This window comes from Dendronalium sp. ChiSLP03b, from assembly GCF_034531165.2.
Taxonomy (GTDB): domain Bacteria; phylum Cyanobacteriota; class Cyanobacteriia; order Cyanobacteriales; family Nostocaceae; genus Dendronalium; species Dendronalium minutum.
In genome coordinates this window covers 219,883-238,002 of sequence record NZ_JAVRBR020000066.1, presented here as the reverse complement: position 1 = coordinate 238,002, position 18,120 = coordinate 219,883, and the positions used below count along the sequence as shown (strand labels likewise).

Sequence of the window (18,120 nt, the reverse complement as noted above, 5' to 3'; positions counted from 1 at the left end):
TACGCAGTTTTGCTCCAACTACAACAAAAATGGTTGATACAGTAATCTCAGTTGCACTCAACTTAATGAATCCTCAAGATTTAAAAAATTGGTTTACTAATTGCTGTTACTGTACCTCATAACACCGGGAACTGCTGTATGACAATTAATTATGGTTGTTTTAGAAAAGTTTTTTATACTTAGTTATATGCTTCATTTAGATATATGAAATATAACGATTAATTGATATTTTTTGTTAAATACTGTGTTTAATATCTTGGGATTTACTAAAAATATTAACTTTACTGTCAAAAGATAAAGTAAAGTAATACTTAAATCTAAGCAGTTACCGTATACACCCTAGTTTCTGCCAGAAACTAATCCAGTGCCATGATTGATAAATACTCTCAAAACCTTACAGTGTCCTGCTTATCACTGAGTATACTTGTGTTGCTGAGCAGCGTGACTAATAAGCCTTTAAAAGCTGAAGCTATTGATAATACCAAATTACCAAATAATAATTTTGTCTTGTCGCAGCAAATTCCATCACCGCAAGATGTCCAACCACAAGATATTCAACCACCTGTACCTTCTCCACAACCCTCTCCCCAACTGCCACAGCAACTTCCTCCGCCTTCAGAACTACTTCCACCTTCTGCTCCAACTCCTACACCCGATCGCCCATTGCCCGATAAAATTCCACAGACTATCGTTGTCGAAAAGTTTGAAGTTGTTGGTAGTACAGTATTTAGTCCCGAAGAGTTAGCCAAAGTTACCAAGAAATTTACTAAAAGACGTATTTCTCTGGCTGAACTTTTTCAAGCTCGTTCTGCAATCACCGATTTATACGTCCAAAAAGGCTATATTACTTCTGGTGCCTATATTCCACCTCAAACCATTAAATCTGGCACGATCATAATTCAGGTGGTCGAAGGTAAATTAGAAGATATCCAGGTAACTGGTACTAGACGACTGAACTCGAATTATGTCCGCAGCCGTTTAGCAATAGCCACGTCCGCACCTGTGAATCGAGAGCGTCTTTTGCAAGCATTACAATTGTTGCAACTTAATCCTTTGATTCAAACTATAAAAGCTGAATTGTCAGCTGGTTCGCGTCCGGGTACAAGTGTGCTACAAGTCGAAGTTGCAGAGGCACAATCCTTCAGTGCCCAAGTAGTTTTAGATAATGGGCGATCGCCTAGTGTTGGCAGCTTTCGACGACGATTACAACTCAATGAAGCCAATTTACTAGGATTGGGAGATGGTTTGAGTCTAACCTACACCAATACCGATGGTAGCAATGCTTTAGATGCTGGCTATACGTTGCCTATCAATCCTCGCAACGGAACACTCTCCTTGAACTTTGGTACGTCATGGAGCAATGTCATTGAATATCCTTTCGACATCCTAGATATTGAATCTTCTTCTCGCTACTACGAACTGACATTCCGCCAGCCAGTAATTCAAACTCCCACGCAAGAGTTCGCCTTTGGAATTACAGCATCTCGACGAGAAAGTAAAGCTACTTATCAGCCTCCTGGTGAAGAACGACTATCTTTCCCCTCTCTAGGAGCTGACGATGAGGGACGCACGCGGATATCTGCGTTGCGCTTTTTTCAGGAATGGACATCTCGTAATAGCCGCCAAGTGATTGCCCTGCGTTCTCAATTCAATCTGGGCATAGGTGCGTTTGATGCCACAATTAATTCAGAGCGTCCTGATAGCCGCTTTTTCGCATGGCAGGGACAAGCACAGTGGGCACGTCTTTTAGCTCCTGATACTTTATTCTTATTACGTGTAAATACACAATTGGCATCTACATCACTGTTACCTTTAGAGCAGTTTGGTTTGGGTGGTCTAGATAGTGTTAGAGGCTACCGTCAAGATTTCCTACTGACTGATAATGGCACTTTCGCTTCTGCCGAAGTTCAAATACCAATTCTCCGCTTACCTGAAACAGATACGATATTAAAGGTCGTCCCTTTTGCAGATTTCGGCGTTGTCTGGAATAATTCCGGTGCGGCTCCAGACCCTAACACTTTAGCTTCTGTTGGTTTTGGTTTGCGCTTGTCGCAAGGCGATCGCTTCACCGCTCGTCTTGACTGGGGCATTCCTCTAGTATCTGTGCAATCGGAGGGAAGAACATTGCAGGAAGATGGGCTATACTTTTCTTTGATTTATAATCCATTTTGAAATTGATAATTTTGCTGATTCGCTAATTTATCATTGTCATTAAGGATTGTCCATAATAGCAAAAAACTTTTGCTTTATCCGTCTAATCGAAATTGTAATTAGGTATATTGTTTTAGAAACAGAGTTTTGAAGTGTGTTTTAATTACGTAGCGCTTTGCGCTTCTCGTTCGCGTAGCGTCTCCGCCAGGAGAAGCGTATTACGAATTATAATTTGACTACAAATGATGTTTAAATTGTGATTTCATCTTACAATCAATTCTTTGGACAGTCTTTTGCCAATTTATTACTTTAATATTTAAATTTACCCTTTCAAAACAACAACACCCAATCTTATATGCACTTAGTCATTTCCTCTTATTGATAAATCTATTCAGGGTTGTACACATCGATTAACACTTGAAATGTGCTAAGCAACTAGTAACATTGCCCTCTTTTTAATAAGAGTTTGAGGAAATGTCAGCGTTTAAGTTGGGTGTTGGTTTGATTGAACGAGACAGATGTTGAAACAGCGTCTTTACCTCTTAACTTAATGTAACTTGTTTACTTTGGCTGTTGGATCTGCCAGGGAAGCTTTGAGGCTTCAATTAATAAGTTACCACTACTATATAAGGGTGCATGTGTTTTGAAACTAAACTTTACTTTTAGGATTTTTGACTGATGACTGTGAATAATCAAGAACTTCAAGTCGGATAATTTATTTTTTGGAGTTCCTTTAGCAAAAGACAATTAGTAAAGACTTTTGGCAGACGATATCTCTAAATATAAAAGAACAGGGATGAAGGGGTACAAGGACAGCAATAGAAAAATTTCAACTAACTCCTGACAACTGACAAATACCCAGTATCCTATCCCTTTGATTAGTATCTAAAAAGTCTATATAGAGTTCTGGGGAATTTTCCATTACTCTCTCGATCAACCATGAAAATTACTTGATATTCAGACTAATTTTAGAGAATAAATTTTTATAAAAGAGATAATCTTATCAGTAAATATACTAAGCTTATTTGTAAAATTAATTTTAAAATGACTATCTTGATTAGCTGAAAAATTATGTTTGTATTTGACGCAATTACTTGATGTATAACTGTAAAATCAGTAAATATACTATGTATAATATTAGTCATTTGAATTTATTCTGGATATTTAAGGAAGTAGAAGACAATGACTGAAAGTCCTAAAATCTTCCTACTTTTTTGACAAGTTGAGACAAAGACTAAAACTCCTGGTTGCCAATTGGGTATCTCATCTTAGACAGTTAATCCTGGGATAATGAAAGGTTAACTTTATTGATAAAAGTTGAGTAGCCATTCCAGAAAATGGGGACTGAAGGTTAAAACTGAATTGGAGCAGTATTTTTTAACAGAATATGAACTTGAGGAAGAGCGATGGCAGGAAATGAGCGGGAAAAAATACGCCATCTATTGGTTGTCCAAGACATGCAAGGGCAGCGAACTATCTCCCTTCAAGAGACTACTTATTCTATTGGGCGACATCCTGAGAACTCTATTGTCCTTCGTTCCCGATCGGTATCTAGGCAACATGCTATTTTATTGCGGGTAACTCTTCCAGAGAGTGACCAATATGGATTTTTGATTATTGATGGCAACTTCAAGGGGAAGGGTAGTACTAATGGCTTAATAGTGAATGGTCATAAGTGTTCCTCTCATAACCTCAAGCATGGTGATGTGATTTTATTTGGCAATAATCAAGCTCAGGCTAGATATTATGCGATCGCCAACGTTTCAGAAAAAGCTTTTTCTGAATCTTGTGAAGCTGAAGACCTAGCTAGTTTACTGTCGCAGCCAGCCAATGCTAACAGTCATTTTCAAACTCTAGCTGTCGATCCCAACTTTGAAGGAGCTAGTGAGACTCTCTTAGCTCGCTTAGCATCCTTCCCTGAACTTGTTCCCAATCCAATTATCGAGACGGATTTAGAGGGAACAGTGACTTATCTCAATCCCGCCGCAGCTCTCAAGTTTCCCAAACTCAGAGAAGTTGGCAAGCAACATCCCATCTTAATGGGACTACAAAATGCGGTGAAGAATCGAAAAGAAAATCCTTTTATGCGGGAAGTGGAAGTCGATCAAAAATTTTTTGAACAATCCGTCCACTGTTTACCTGAAAGTGATTTGATTAGAACTTTTATTGTTAGGGATATTACAGAGCAAAAGCAAGCCGAAGCCGAACTGCGCCAACGCGATCGCTTGCTACAAGCAGTTGCGGAAGCAGCTAATTATTTGCTGGTAGAAATGAATTACGAAACTGGTATTGATAAAGCTTTAGCGGTGTTGGGCGAAGCTGTCAAGGTAGATCGCGTCTATCTCTTTAATAACCATCCTCATCCAACTACAGGAGAGATGGCAGTCAGCCTCCAATTTGAATGGACACGTTTTGGACTTGATTCTTCTCACCACCACTGGCAAAATCAACCCTATCAGTCTTTTCAGTTAGCACGTTGGTACGCTACTCTCTCTGAAGGGCAGTCCATTAGCGGTATTACTCCAGAATTTCCCATAGCAGAACAAGAACTCCTCATCCGAGATGGTATTCAATCCCTGCTGCTAGTACCCTTGCGACTAGAAGATAAGTTTTGGGGATACCTTGGCTTTGCAGACTGTTCAAAAGCGCGTCACTGGTCAAGGCACGAAGAATCCACACTTTTGACAATGGCAGCTAGTATCAGTGGTGCTTGGCAGCGTCAACAGGTAGAGAAAAAAATTCGTTACCAGGCTCTTCACGATCTGCTGACTGGATTGCCAAATCGTTTACTATTCAACGAGCTACTTTCCAAAGCCCTACCCAACGCGGCTCGTAATGGGGAGAGTTTAGCTGTGATGTTTCTAGATCTGGATCGCTTCAAGATCATTAATGATACTCTAGGGCATACACTGGGAGATCGACTGTTACAAAGCGTAGCTCAAAGATTGAAAGATTCCCTTAGAGGTGGGGATACAGTAGCTCGTTGGGGAGGGGATGAATTTACTATTTTACTGCCTCAGGTGAATAGTCTTGAGGAAGTCACTCAGGTAGCCTGGAGAATTTTACACGCCTTTGAGAATGGCTTCAATCTTGATGGTCACGAACTTTACGTAAGTGCTAGCCTCGGCATTTCCCTACTTAACGAACACAGTTCTGATGCTGAAACCCTAATTAAACACGCAGATGCTGCTTTGTATTACGCCAAGGATGAAGGGAGAAATAACTACCAGTTTTATACCACTACCCTAGGTACTAAAAATCCTGAACTCTTGACTTTAGAGAAAAGCCTGCGCTATGCCCTAGAAAGGCAAGAATTAATGGTGTACTACCAGCCTAGAGTCAAAATTGCCACAGGAGAAATTACTGGCATGGAAGCTTTGTTACGCTGGCAGCATCCTGAGATGGGACTAGTAGCACCTAGTGTGTTCATTCCCCTCGCCGAGCAAAGTGGATTAATTATCCCCATCGGCGAATGGGTCTTACGCACAGCTTGTAGTCAGAATCAAACTTGGCAACAGGCGGGATTACCTCCTTTAATGATTGCTGTTAATCTCTCTCCCAAACAGTTCCGCCAACCCAAACTACTAGAAACTGTCGCTCAAATTTTAGAAGAGACCGGGTTAGCGCCTCACTTTTTAGAATTAGAAATTACAGAAACCACAGCAATCGAGGATTTAGAGTTCACCAGGACTGTGTTGCAGGATCTCCAAGAGATGGGCGTTCACATTTCTATCGATGACTTTGGTACAGGTCATTCTTCTCTTTCGCGCCTACAATTATTACCACTCCACAATTTGAAAATTGACAAGTCTTTCATCCAAGAGTTGACAACAGATGTCAAAGTGGCTCATATTGTCAAGGCGATCGTTGCCTTGGCCAGGAGCCTAGGGTTAAGGCTTACCGCTGAAGGGGTAGAAAAGCCAGAAGAACTAGAGTTCTTGAAATCTATCCATTGCGAAGATGTACAGGGTTTCCTATTCCACAAACCACTTTCTGCTGAGAAAGCCACAGAAGTTCTTGAAGGTGGACGAATCATGAGTGTTCAAAGATAAGGGTTTTGGACTGGGGACTGGGTATTTGTCAGTTGTGAGGCACTCCGTTGAAGTAACTGCCGTCGGCAAAGCCGACTTGTTCGCTCAAGCGCGTTCCCGCAGGGTAGGAAGTCTTGCTTTTTAAATTTGTCTGTGATATTTTTTGCTTGTATTCTATTCTACGGTTTTTCTACCGACTTATCGTTGTTTGGAGCAATTGATATCACAGCTAAATGAGCGGTTAAGACAAGAGTACTGGAGTTTACCTCTAGGCTCTGATTCTTTGCTAGTAGTCGGTTCCGACAAATTACTACAGTTTTCCCAAGAAAGTGAAATCTAGGATAAGTATTTGTGGACACCAATTGCTGTGGCAGCAGGTGCTTTTAGTAACACACATGATACCCCGGAACAGGTAGCAGAATCTCTTACGGATTACTACAAGGCAGAAGTAACGACTTTAATTAATTTGGGGATTTTACCCAGTGGAGGATGCGTAGACGCGAAGCGGCTTGTCGTCAGACATCGCTTACGGTCGTCATGTAATTCCGTTAGTACGAGTAAAAGTGCAACGGCAAGGAAAATAAGTTATTCATAACCCTTACACCCTTTTTCTAACGCATGATTAAAGTACTCGTTCTTGATGTTAATAAACAACCGTTATACCCAGTACGTATCAGCCATGCCAGGATGCTATTATCACAAGGTAAAGCTGCTGTATTCCAGAGATATCCCTTCACTATTATTTTGAAGGAAGTTCTTTCACAGCTAACCATTGAGCAACTGGGCTTGAAGATGGCTCCTAGTACTGTTGTCACCACGGGCAAAAAACTTGAGATGAATTTTAGTCAGTTCCCGAAGCGAGGCAGAGGAACATAGATGACACACACCATCCTAGAACCTCTGCCAGAAGACCAATGGTTTATTGATAGTCCGGAATTACGTTCTTTTGTGACGACAGTGCGTGAAATTAGTGCTAGCACTAGTGAAAACCGCACGCAGACTCTAGCCAGATTGAAACCGTATTTTCAAGAACTACTTGTCCAGCAGAAATGGCTAGGTGAAAAGTTCGTCCAAGTTAATCCGGAAAGCAAGATGGGTGGTGGTATAGGTCAATGGCTGCTTTATCGCGCCAAAGACCGTTCTCTTACAGTTTTCAGCTTGGTAATTCCTCCTGATTCAACAACTCCTATCCACGATCATCTGGCTTGGGGATTAATTGGTTTATACAAAGGCAACCAGCAAGAGACAGTCTATCGCCGTGTAGATAGCGGTGATTCCGAAGGACATGCAGAATTAGAAGTAGTTGAAGTGCGATCGCTGCAACCGGGTGATATCTACCGTCTGTTACCCCCAGATGGTGATATTCATGCTGTCAAAACCACATCCCAGACTGCATCTGTATCTATCCATATTTTAGGTAACGATACTGGCTGCATCTTACGTCACCAGTTTATCCCAGAATTCCACAGCGTTAAATCGTTTCGCTCTGGATATTCTAACGCTCCTTGCAAAGAGGAGGAGGAAAAAGAACATGCCCAAGTATGAAAGACCGCAACCCCCTGTATTCGAGCAAGTTGAAGACGAACGCTTGCACCGCAAGCAACGCCTCGCAGCTGCCTTTCGCCTGTTTGGGCGGTTTGGATTCAGCGAAGGAATTGCAGGACATATTACAGCTCGCGATCCGGAGTTTACAGACCATTTTTGGGTGAATCCATTTGGGATGTACTTTGGTCATATTCGCGTCTCTGACTTAATATTAGTTAACAGAGAAGGCGATGTAGTTAAAGGCGATGCTTCTGTAAATCGAGCTGCCTTTACGATCCATTCCCAGCTGCACGAGGCTCGAACCGATGTGATAGCTGCGGCACATGCTCACTCAGTATACGGTAAAGCCTGGTCTAGTTTGGGTCGCCTGCTAGATCCTTTAACTCAAGATTCCTGCTCGTTCTATGAAGATCATGCGTTGTTTAATGACTATACAGGTGTCGTGTTAGATACCTCCGAAGGACAGCGACTGGCGGAAACCTTGGGCAATAAAAAGGCAATCATATTGCAAAATCACGGCATCTTGACTGTGGGACACACAGTGGATGAAGCTGCCTTTTGGTACATTACCTTAGAGCGATCGTGCCAAGCGCAACTGCTGGCAGAAGCTGCAGGTAGACCCCGTATCATCAATCACGAAACAGCACGTTTAGCACAAACTCAAGTAGGGTCGCATTCAAGTGGGTGGTTCAGCTTTCAGCCACTCTATGAGAGGATTGTGCGCGAAGAACCCGATTTACTGGAATAGTGCTGTATTTTTGGCATTAGAAAAAATAGGTAATTATATAAATTAGTAATTTGTAATTAAGATACATAGATATCGACTGTTTACAATACTTTGTTAATCAAACAATACTACCTATCTCGATTGGATATTATTAGATAGCCTTAATCTATACTGCTCTTGTATCAAATTTTCCTGACATTTATCCATATACTACTATAAGTCTATAGATTTATAGTATTTATCAGAATTTGGAGAAATCATGCTGATGGTTAGACTAATTTTCCGTCGCTTAGTTGCGAAATGGCTCTCATTAACAAAATTTAGTAATCTTCGATTTAATAAGCAACAGAAACTGCTTTTTGCTAATTCCCGGTTAACAGTAACAGGTGCTTTTCTTACAGGTCTTTGTTTAAGCTTATTATTTGCTGCCTGCTCATCGCCCTCATCTGTCAATTCATCCAATTCCAGTGCGACATCTGTTATTAATTCTGCTCCTATAAAAGCGAGTGTATTACGATTTGGCTATCAGAAATCTAACATTCTGCTGAAAACTAAGGGAGTATTAGAAAAGCGCTTGTCACCAGAAGGAGTATCTGTAGAGTGGATTGAATTTCCAGCAGGACCACAACTTCTAGAAGCCATGAATGTGGGTAGTATTGACGTTGGACACGTAGGAGAATCACCACCGATATTTGCTCAAGCAGCAGGAGCATCACTCACTTACATTGCGGGAATTGCTGCTAGTCCTGCTGGTTCAGCAATTCTGGTTCCACAAAATTCATCAATTCAAAACCTAACTGACCTCAAAGGCAAAAAAATTGCTTTTCAAAAAGGTTCTAGCGCTCATTTATTGTTAGTCCAAGCTTTAGCAAAAGCTGGATTGAAATATACTGACATTGAGCCTAAATATTTACCTCCAGCTGATGCCCGTGCTGCCTTTGTCAAAGGTAGTGTAGATGCCTGGGTAATTTGGGATCCGTTTTATGCAGCGGCGCAAGAGGCAACTAAAGCTCGTGTCCTCATTGATGGTACAGGTATTAATAAACAAGGAGGATATTATTTAGGGTCTCGCAAGTTTGTGACTGAAAATCCCCAAATCGTCAAGGTAACTTTGGAGGAAATTCAAAAGCTAGAAGAATGGTCTAAACAGCATCGCGAAGAAGTAGCACAAACTCTAGCACCTGTGCTAGGAATTGACATAGAAACAATGAGAAAGGCAACTAATAGACGAACTTTTGGTATTGTGCCAATTGATGATAATCTGATAAATTTACAACAGCAAGTTGCTGATACTTATTATCAATTAAAATTGATACCCAAGCAGCTTAATGTCAAATCAGCAGTGTTGACAAAAGAAGAATACGCTGCATTTTCGCCCAAAATTTAAAGTCAATTTGTTGACTGTAACTTTTAACGGTCAATGTGGAATTTTCTTGGTGTGATAGCTGGCAAAGAGCGATTTTGAATTGTTTTACCACTTCTTTCTTCAGACTTGATAATTCACACTTACTATGACTAATCCTACAGAACTGTTGCGATCGCGCTATGGTGAGATTCCCTTTAATTCAGAAATTAACTGGAATGAATCTCTGACAACACTGTTATCTCACCGCTCAATTCGTGCTTATCTAACCGATCCTTTACTACCAGGAACTTTGGAACTCATAGTTGCAGCGGCTCAATCTGCATCTACTTCTTCAAATCTGCAAACCTGGAGTGTAGTAGCAGTAGAAAATCAAGAACGCAAAGAAGAATTATCAAAGCTGGCGGGAAATCAAGCGCACATTAGGCAAGCTCCGTTATTCTTGGTTTGGTTAGCAGATTTAGCTCGGATAGCTCGCGTTGCTGATAGTCGTGGCATATCTCATGATGCTCTAGAATACTTGGAAATGTTTGTCATGGCCACAATCGATGCCACATTAGCGGCGCAAAACGCAGCGCTAGCGGCTGAATCTCTTGGGTTGGGAACAGTATACATTGGTGGCATTCGCAACAAGCCGGAAGAAGTGGCAAGGGTAATTAATTTACCTGCTTCTGTATATGCTGTTTTTGGTTTGTGTGTGGGTTATCCCAATCCAGAAGTGTCGGCTGCGGTGAAGCCACGTTTGCCCCAATCAGCTGTACTGCACCGCGAAACTTATAAATTATCAGACCAAGAAGAGGCGATCGCCCACTACAACGACATCATCAAAGAGTTCTATACTGAACAAAAGATGGATGTTGCTGGCGATTGGTCAGAACATTCAGCCCAGCGGATTGCAACTGTAGAGTCTTTGAGAGGACGCGAACGCTTGCGCGAAGCTCTCAATAACCTTGGCTTTCAGTTGCGTTAAGTAGGAAAAAACTATGGATTTGCAACTCACTGGCAAAGTAGTCTTGGTGACAGCTGCTAGTAAAGGTCTAGGCAAAGCTACAGCACGGCAATTTGCCCGTGAGGGTGCAAAAGTTGCTATTTGCGCCCGCAGTGAAATAGTTGAAAAAGCCGCAGCGGAAATTGAAAGCGAAACTGGTACAGAAGTGTTGGCAGTACGTGCAGATGTCACTCAACAAGCAGATATTGAGAAGGTGATTAATGCCACCGTGGAGAAATTCGGCGGGTTGGATATTCTGGTCACCAATGCAGGTGGCCCGCCTGCCGGCACTTTTGATGACACTGATTTAGCAGCTTGGGAAGCCGCGGTTAATTTAAATTTGCTGAGTGCAGTTCGCTTAATTCAATACGCTTTACCTCATTTACGACAATCTACAGCGCCTGCGATATTGACAATTACCTCAACTTCAACCAAACAACCAGTCAAAAATCTCGTTTTGTCTAATTCAATTCGACTAGCGGTGATTGGTTTAACGAAAACGCTCAGTCAAGAATTGGGTAGCGATAGAATTCGGGTCAACAGCATCTTACCAGGCTGGACATATACAGAACGAGTGGAAGAATTGATCGCTGCTCGGACAGCTAAAAGCGGTCAGACAAAAGAAATAGAAATTGCTAATATCAATGCCGCAGTTCCTTTAGGTCGGATGGGAACCCCAGAAGAGTTTGCCAATGTGGCTGTATTTCTGTGTTCGCCTGCTGCGTCATTTGTGAATGGAGTCATGCTGCAAGTAGATGGTGGACTCAACCAAGGAACATTTTGATTGGCAAAAAGTCATACTTGCAAAGTAAAAAATTGCACATTCAACTAATGTGTAATTATTTGTATTAATTCCCCAAATACTAGTTTGCGGAATTAGTAAAATGTTTAATAAGCTACTATTTATAGTTAAGTATATAAAACAATCTTTTGGAAAGTTGAGTTATCGCAATGCGGAGAGCAGATCGCCGAAATTCTAATGATGACAACGCCGCTAAATATCCTCCCCCTCCTCGTCGGCCAGAACCACCTTCTTCTCATGAGCTTAAACAGTTGTTAATGACTGTTCGTGCCCAACGTGATGAATGGGAACAAAAAGCGAAAGAAAATCAGGAAGCTGCATCCCAACTTGTTCTTGTTCGTCAAGAGAACCAAACTTACAAGCTAGAAGTTATTGAGCTGAAAGAAAATGTCGCACAAAACGATCGGCTTTATCAACAGACTCTCTGCCTCTACAACGACGAAAAAGCCAGAGCAACTGAATTACTTGCCAAATATGAGACAGCAAGTTCTGAGCGAGAGAGGTATTTGACTCTATACAATGAGGCAAAAGCGGAACTTAAGCATGAGCGACGTTCAAAAGCTAGTATCAAGGGATGGGAAACTCGCCGTAAAGCTGAGAACGCAAGACTAAAAAGGGAAATTGCTGACATGGTTGTGCTACTGCAAGAATCCCTAGCAAGTAAGGATGAGGCTGTAAACAACCTCTACGTTGTAGCAGAACGTATGGATCGGATTCAATCTTTGGTTGATTCGGTAGAAGAGGAAACAACAAGCAATCCTGTGGGTCTGGTACAGAAATTTAGACGCATCTGGCTTGCTATAAAAGAAATCATTTCCGAATAGAGAAGTGTTATGAGCAAAAAATCAGTACCTACCACACGAACTCAACACAAAGCAACGTTGGGAGAGCAAATTCGTAGTATTGCAGATCGGCTCAAACAAGAGACTGATGTACAAATAAAAGCAACTTCTCGAATTTTAGGAGCTGCTGCTCAGATTAGTGAAAATCATGAGCGACTTATTAACGAAGTAGTTGATATGGTTGAAGAAGACCTTGACCAACAAACTCATAAATCTCAAAAAGACATTTATACTATTGATATTCTGAAGCGGGATTTTAAAACATTCAGTGAAGCAAAGGTTCACTTTAACCTGAAAGCCAATAGTTGGGAATCCCTTGTGAATAAACTAAATGAGCCATCTTTTCAAAAGTCTATTTCTAAGAATGAAATCCAATCAGAACACGATATAAAAAGTATCAATATCAAAAAAGTTGAACAAAGACAAAAGAATATAAAAAGAATTACTGTTCATTTAGAATCCGATGTCGCTGAGATGTTTCCTAATTCTGAAGCAGTAAATGAAGCTCTGCGTTTTCTGATTAGAATTACAAAATCAAAGGCGTTGATAAATAAGAATTAAATTCTGATGGTCAGTTGGGAGGGTTAGGCGATAACCCTCCCATTAAGTTAAATAAAAATCGTTACATCTAGTAGTGCAACACCAACATCCAACATCCAAAATCCAAAATTAAGTATAGATTGAGGAAATTTTTGTTTAGAAGGTTGAGGTTTGTTCGTGTCACAATCGGACACTTGTGCTAATTCGGTTGTACTCAGGGACTGGACAAGACTTAAACCAAGAGACTGACTAGAAATAGTTTTGGCATAAGCGGCATTAAGATATGGTCTGTATTGTGACCTTCCCGCTACATAAGTTTGAAAGAAAGGCAAACTCAAAACATTCATGTAAAGACGTGCTTGGGAAACATCACCAACTACATCAGCAGGTAATGAAACTTGTTGGCTTGCAGGGTTACTATTGCCAATTGTGGAAAAATGGGTTCCACCCAGAAGCATTACAAGATACTTTGGTGAATTAGCAAACCAGGAGAAAGGTAAAATTTGTTCGTATAAGGCTGGTGCAACAGTATCGTCACTACTACCAACGATCATTACAGGAGTTTTAATTTGGCTTAAACCAGCTTTGCCGAAAATAGAACTAGTAACTGGGTTAACTGCGATCGCAGCTTTCACTCTCTTATCCTGCAAGTTATACTTTTTACCAGATTTGTTGCTATTCAATGCCAAAGCACTACATTGGAATTGTAAAGACATATTCCAGGTATTATGCAACGACTCTGGTTTACAGTCTTGTTTTAGTTGCTCAAAGTTAATCTTCGCGCCAGCCAATGCTAAAGCTGTGTAGCCACCCATAGATTGACCAAAGACACCGACTTGTTGCAGATTTAGCCGACCTTTAAACTGGGAATCAGACTGATTACTCTTCTCTAGTTGATTCAATACATATTTAACATCTAAAGGTCTATTTTGAAATTCATCTGGTTCTACTAGTTGATTAGTATTTCCATTCAGCGATAGTTGCAATTGTTTGGTATCGCTACCTGGATGATTGGGAACAACGACAGCAAATCCGTAGGAAGCAAGATGAGTGGCTAAATATTCAAAGTTACTGCTGTCTAAACCTAGACCGTGAGAAACTACAATTACAGGTGCAGGACGAACATTGGGAATGTAAACATCGGTTAGTAAAATCCGATTGCGTGTCAAGTCAAAAAACTTAAATGTATATTTTTGCGACTTAAACTTTCCCTGACCCCGTAATTCTGGTAACTCGGAGAATATAGATTTTGGAATAGTAGCAGCTTCTATATTAGACTTTTTAGCAATTGTGGCGATCGCTTGCTGGGTTTGATTAACCACTTTCTCTAGTTCCGCAGCTATGGCGAAACTACGCGCTAAATCAATCCGGATGCTGCTGCTGGGATACTTGCGTAACAGATTTAATAGCGTTAAACCTCCTGGTTCAGCAGAGGCAGAAATTAGCGCCGACCGTAAGTCTTGTTCTGGTTGTGGTTGATGAGACTTGGTTTTAATTGCTGCTGCCAAACGGCGTAGCAAAGTTTCTCCTTGCGGTGTGTAGAGAAATTGGGAAGCTACCATCGGACTCACTTTCACAGAAGTGAGTAAAATACGCTGCAATTCTTGAAACTGTTTTTGTGGCAAGTATTGCCGATAAACTGCTAATTCGTCCTCAATTACGCCGTTCTTAGCGTAGTTCTCTAAAGCAGCAACTGAAATTGACATTTCTAGTGCTGAATAAGATGCATAAATTCGCTCTGCTGCCATTACAGAAGTACTAATTCCAAATGTTGGCAGTAGCATTGATAGAACCAGCAAGAGCGAATTTTTTCTCAGGGTGCTGGTCCAATTACCAAACAAACTATTCATCGCTCAACTGTTTCTGTGATGTTGTTTCACGAGGCGTTGGCTTTGGTAGTTATTCAGACACCCTAGTTAATACCAATTCGTAATTAAGAAAGTCAGATTGCATCTATTTTGCATATTTTAATCTGTAGCTTTCTTTTTTAAAATTGGTGTAACTTAATATTATTCGCCTCAACGCTTATAGATTTTTTGTCTTTTTTCTCTTGATTCCAAGGTGAAAATTTAAATGTGATAAAGACACATAGGTAGACAAAATATGCACCTAACAAGAGATTTGTATCACGTCCATTTTTATATTTATCATTAGGACTGACGCGGTGAACCAGATCTGTAGAAGGGTTTCCCGACCTAGACGACTGGTGTTAGCGCAGCGTTAGCGACGTTAGGAGCGTCACCCGAAGGGAGAATCGGAAACGCGGAGAGTTTTTTGATAAATAATTAAGTGGACATGATATCACTTCATTCGCTTGCACTTACTTGTAAAATCATAACAAATGAAAAATCACATTGCCTCAGTATTTATAATATAATTTTAAGTATTAATTCAAAAATAATGTAGGATATATAATCAATAAATGGCAGTTTTTTGTACTAATTAAAACCTCCGCTTATTCTCGATAAACGGAGGTTTTTTAATAATATATTAATCTACTAGTTTTAGAGAAATTTTCTTGATTAATTAGATTTTTCCAAGGCGATCGCCACCGAACCACCTACTACTAAACACGCTCCTAATATTGCGATTAGGGTTAAGTGTTCTACTGGAATCAGAGAGGGTACTATTACTGATACAAGCTCAACTGATATGATTGTCACAATAGGGGCTAAAGCTAAGACTGCACTTACTCTCGATGCTTGCCAATGCTCTAATGATTCTGCAAAAGCACCATAAGCAATGAGAGTATTCAAAGCACAAAAAAGCAACATTCCCAAATGCAAACTATCGAGTGTAAAAATTGTTTCTACCCTAGCAAAGGGAGCGAACAATAAAGCACATCCTCCGTAAATAATCAACATGATGTTAGCAGAAGATAAAGATTGCAATAGTTGCTTTTGTGCCAAAGCATAAACAGCCCATACTGCTGCCCCTAACGCAATCAAACTGCTGCCAAAAAGATATGTGGCACGGGCCGTAAGTAAATTAGTTATTTGTTCGTTAAAAAACAAAATATAACCAAAAATCAGTACACTTACACCAATCCATTGATGCAGCGTATAACGTTCTTGAAAAACAACTAAGCCTCCTAAACCTAATAAAAGAGTAGCTAATTGAATAATTACTTCAGCGTTAGTAGGTGTTGTCAACGCTAAACCTTGCATAAACAGAAAGTAATTAGCCGCTAACATGAGTGTAGCGAGCGCTAATAATTTCCCAGAACTAGAACGCAATTGTTGTAGCGTTGGTAATTTACCACGCACCCCTAAATACACAGCAAGTAATACAAACGATGTCAAAAAGCGAAACCAAATAACGGTGTAGACATCAAGTGCTTGCAGCGTTACTGTTAGTGCAATAGGTAGAATTCCCCACAAGAAAACAGTCAACAGTGACAACGCTAGTCCTAAACGCCAGCGGCCGGAACTGTGATGCATAGTATGCATAATAATAAGTCAATTAGATTTTTTAGGGTCAAGGGTCGAGACACCTCAGAGGGTCAGGGGGGCAGAGGAGCAGGGGGGAAAAGGTTAAAGAGAAAAGGGATTTTTTTCCCTTTGCCCTTAACCCCTTTCCCTGCCCGTTCGCGTAGCATCTCCGACAGGAGAAGGGCTTTGACTCCTAACTCAGTACTCTTCAGTCCCCAGATTAAAAGAAATTCGTCATCCAAGGAGACTCACCTGCGAATATTTGCGTGGCTGCTGAGAAGGCTGTTTCTGTAGCATTGAGTTTGCCTGCCATCTGCAAATGGTGGGGAGTAAACAAGCTTGTGTATAGTGGTGCTAATGCTCTAATGTCTAACTGGAACTCACCTTTGCCGCCTTTTATGACTTCACCCCGTCCATTGGCGACAGACAAAATAAATTTACCGTTGTTTGCAGCTAGCAGATCGTCTTGAACTGCCAAATGCAATTCAGCTTGGATTCCTGGTGGATAACCCCGCACCTCTAGCGCTTTGACTACATCTATTACTCGCAACATCCAACGTTCGTGACTGTGGATTTTGGCAGTTTGCTCTGGTAGTAGCAATGTCAGGGAGTCAATAACAGAACTCTTCCATCGTACCTGTTCAATTTGGGAGCGATGATTGCTTACAAAAGACCAGAAAGTTTGTGCGGCAGCCGCCGTGAGAATTACCCAATCTCTCACTTGCAGAATTGCCCCATCCTTTGTCGAATGTTGGCTGACGATGATATAGCCTTGAGGTTGTTCTTTAGTACCTATCAAATACCCATATACAGTTTCTTGACTGTCTGGTCGAATTAATCCTTGCCAGATAACTTGATTGCGGTCTAAATACCCATGAATGAGTTTTGCTTGCTGGTGATATAGGTCATGAAAGATTTCATGATTGCTGACATCTACAGATTGTAGAGGTAGTGTTTGCTCTCGCACCTGGACACTTTCAGTAGGAATTTCCCAAATGCAAAAACTGCCAGCTTGCTCGTACCCTGCTTTCCGATACAGCTGTTGAGTAGCTGGATAGAGAACAGAAATAGGTACTTCTTGAGTATAGAGTTCCTGGAGCGTGTGCTGCACTAATGCGATCGCAGCTCCACCTCCACGATATTCTGGAGCGATACCCACTGCGGCAATACCAGCCATCGGTACCCGTTGACCACCCCACCACTGACCCATTGAAATAATTCCCAGTCCACCTGCAACTTGCTCGTCTCGATAGATGATGCGAAAGTTTTCTGAACCAACACGATTAATGTATGTTTCACTGTCACCGGGTGACATGATAAAACACTGTTCGAGGATACTCCCTAGTTGCTGAATCTCTTCTGTTGCGACAAGTGTGGTGTATTCAAATTTAGCTATCATATTAATTCGTAACTAAGACACAGCGAAAAGTGCGCTCTTGGAAAGACACTGCGTTACCGGGGTTCCTCAGTTGTAGACGCGCTTTGCGCGGCTACTCTTCTCCTGACAGAGACGCTACGCGTAGCTTGCTTCCCCACAAGGGTACGAGTTCTCCAAAGGAGTACCCGCAGGGTAGTAAGTACCGTCTTTGCTCAAGAGAAGCAACTTTTCAAGACACAGAAAAAGCTTGATACAGGGACTTTTCAATCTGTCAACCTGTTTGTGAAACAATGCATCTTTTTCCAATTTTGTGTCATCGCTT

Annotated in this window: 15 protein-coding genes; 12 read left to right on the top strand and 3 right to left on the bottom strand. The window is 41.2% G+C overall.

Features of this window, described 5'->3' with window-relative positions:
• Nucleotides 1-369 precede the first annotated feature (369 nt).
• The 12 genes from RMY31_RS17700 (at nucleotide 370) to RMY31_RS17645 (ending at nucleotide 13,010) form a co-directional block, all read left to right on the top strand.
• Nucleotides 370-2,172 carry a ShlB/FhaC/HecB family hemolysin secretion/activation protein gene (locus tag RMY31_RS17700; RefSeq protein ID WP_322656739.1) on the top strand — a complete coding sequence of 601 codons (1,803 nt, stop codon included), beginning with the start codon at nucleotides 370-372 and terminating at the stop codon, nucleotides 2,170-2,172.
• A gap of 1,385 nt (nucleotides 2,173-3,557) precedes the next feature.
• A complete protein-coding gene (locus RMY31_RS17695) occupies nucleotides 3,558-6,203 on the top strand; it encodes an EAL domain-containing protein (RefSeq protein WP_322656738.1) in 2,646 nt (881 codons plus the stop codon).
• Nucleotides 6,190-6,327 (top strand): hypothetical protein, encoded by a 138-nt coding sequence (locus RMY31_RS17690; protein ID WP_409878042.1) that lies wholly within the window; start codon nucleotides 6,190-6,192, stop codon nucleotides 6,325-6,327. Before RMY31_RS17695 ends, RMY31_RS17690 begins: the two co-directional genes overlap by 14 nt.
• A 204-nt stretch (nucleotides 6,328-6,531) precedes the next feature.
• Nucleotides 6,532-6,777, top strand: a complete 246-nt coding sequence (locus RMY31_RS17685) for a hypothetical protein (RefSeq protein WP_409878041.1) — start codon at nucleotides 6,532-6,534, stop codon at nucleotides 6,775-6,777.
• Nucleotides 6,778-6,800: 23 nt separating this feature from the next.
• Nucleotides 6,801-7,058, top strand: a complete 258-nt coding sequence (locus tag RMY31_RS17680) for an RRXRR domain-containing protein (protein ID WP_322656737.1) — start codon at nucleotides 6,801-6,803, stop codon at nucleotides 7,056-7,058.
• Nucleotides 7,059-7,727 (top strand): hypothetical protein, encoded by a 669-nt coding sequence (locus RMY31_RS17675; protein WP_322656736.1) that lies wholly within the window; start codon nucleotides 7,059-7,061, stop codon nucleotides 7,725-7,727.
• Nucleotides 7,714-8,475 (top strand): class II aldolase/adducin family protein, encoded by a 762-nt coding sequence (locus RMY31_RS17670; RefSeq protein ID WP_322656735.1) that lies wholly within the window; start codon nucleotides 7,714-7,716, stop codon nucleotides 8,473-8,475. Before RMY31_RS17675 ends, RMY31_RS17670 begins: the two co-directional genes overlap by 14 nt.
• Nucleotides 8,476-8,719: 244 nt before the next feature.
• On the top strand, nucleotides 8,720-9,841 hold the full coding sequence (locus RMY31_RS17665) for a sulfonate ABC transporter substrate-binding protein (protein ID WP_322656734.1): 1,122 nt from the start codon (nucleotides 8,720-8,722) through the stop codon (nucleotides 9,839-9,841).
• 124 nt (nucleotides 9,842-9,965) lie between these two features.
• Nucleotides 9,966-10,787: an NADPH-dependent oxidoreductase gene (locus RMY31_RS17660; RefSeq protein WP_322656733.1), complete on the top strand. Its 822-nt coding sequence runs from the start codon at nucleotides 9,966-9,968 to the stop codon at nucleotides 10,785-10,787.
• 13 nt (nucleotides 10,788-10,800) lie between these two features.
• The gene (locus RMY31_RS17655; protein WP_322656732.1) at nucleotides 10,801-11,589 is read left to right on the top strand and encodes an SDR family oxidoreductase; all 789 of its coding nucleotides are present in this window, start codon (nucleotides 10,801-10,803) and stop codon (nucleotides 11,587-11,589) included.
• Between the two features lie 167 nt (nucleotides 11,590-11,756).
• Nucleotides 11,757-12,431 (top strand): hypothetical protein, encoded by a 675-nt coding sequence (locus tag RMY31_RS17650; protein ID WP_322656731.1) that lies wholly within the window; start codon nucleotides 11,757-11,759, stop codon nucleotides 12,429-12,431.
• Between the two features lie 9 nt (nucleotides 12,432-12,440).
• The gene (locus RMY31_RS17645) at nucleotides 12,441-13,010 is read left to right on the top strand and encodes a hypothetical protein (protein WP_322656730.1); all 570 of its coding nucleotides are present in this window, start codon (nucleotides 12,441-12,443) and stop codon (nucleotides 13,008-13,010) included.
• A gap of 47 nt (nucleotides 13,011-13,057) precedes the next feature.
• Here the strand turns inward: RMY31_RS17645 and RMY31_RS17640 are convergent, their stop codons facing one another.
• The 3 genes from RMY31_RS17640 to eis all read right to left on the bottom strand — a co-directional run bounded on the left by RMY31_RS17640 (nucleotide 13,058) and on the right by eis (nucleotide 17,819).
• Nucleotides 13,058-14,839: an alpha/beta hydrolase gene (locus RMY31_RS17640; RefSeq protein ID WP_322656728.1), complete on the bottom strand. Its 1,782-nt coding sequence runs from the start codon at nucleotides 14,837-14,839 to the stop codon at nucleotides 13,058-13,060.
• A 672-nt stretch (nucleotides 14,840-15,511) separates the two neighbouring features.
• Nucleotides 15,512-16,429, bottom strand: coding sequence for a DMT family transporter (locus RMY31_RS17635; protein WP_322656761.1), 918 nt, complete (start codon nucleotides 16,427-16,429; stop codon nucleotides 15,512-15,514).
• 211 nt (nucleotides 16,430-16,640) lie between these two features.
• Entirely contained in the window at nucleotides 16,641-17,819 is a 1,179-nt protein-coding gene (gene eis, locus RMY31_RS17630; protein WP_322656727.1) for an enhanced intracellular survival protein Eis, read from the bottom strand.
• Nucleotides 17,820-18,120 lie beyond the last annotated feature (301 nt).

Coding starts and splice junctions, on each gene's coding strand:
- RMY31_RS17650 (WP_322656731.1), top strand. CDS start 11,757: ATGCGGAGAGCAGATCGCCGAAATTCTAATGATGACAACGCCGCTAAA.
- RMY31_RS17645 (WP_322656730.1), top strand. CDS start 12,441: ATGAGCAAAAAATCAGTACCTACCACACGAACTCAACACAAAGCAACG.
- eis (WP_322656727.1), bottom strand. CDS start 17,819: ATGATAGCTAAATTTGAATACACCACACTTGTCGCAACAGAAGAGATT.
- RMY31_RS17680 (WP_322656737.1), top strand. CDS start 6,801: ATGATTAAAGTACTCGTTCTTGATGTTAATAAACAACCGTTATACCCA.
- RMY31_RS17660 (WP_322656733.1), top strand. CDS start 9,966: ATGACTAATCCTACAGAACTGTTGCGATCGCGCTATGGTGAGATTCCC.
- RMY31_RS17640 (WP_322656728.1), bottom strand. CDS start 14,839: ATGAATAGTTTGTTTGGTAATTGGACCAGCACCCTGAGAAAAAATTCG.
- RMY31_RS17675 (WP_322656736.1), top strand. CDS start 7,059: ATGACACACACCATCCTAGAACCTCTGCCAGAAGACCAATGGTTTATT.
- RMY31_RS17695 (WP_322656738.1), top strand. CDS start 3,558: ATGGCAGGAAATGAGCGGGAAAAAATACGCCATCTATTGGTTGTCCAA.
- RMY31_RS17635 (WP_322656761.1), bottom strand. CDS start 16,429: ATGCATCACAGTTCCGGCCGCTGGCGTTTAGGACTAGCGTTGTCACTG.
- RMY31_RS17655 (WP_322656732.1), top strand. CDS start 10,801: ATGGATTTGCAACTCACTGGCAAAGTAGTCTTGGTGACAGCTGCTAGT.
- RMY31_RS17665 (WP_322656734.1), top strand. CDS start 8,720: ATGGTTAGACTAATTTTCCGTCGCTTAGTTGCGAAATGGCTCTCATTA.
- RMY31_RS17670 (WP_322656735.1), top strand. CDS start 7,714: ATGCCCAAGTATGAAAGACCGCAACCCCCTGTATTCGAGCAAGTTGAA.
- RMY31_RS17700 (WP_322656739.1), top strand. CDS start 370: ATGATTGATAAATACTCTCAAAACCTTACAGTGTCCTGCTTATCACTG.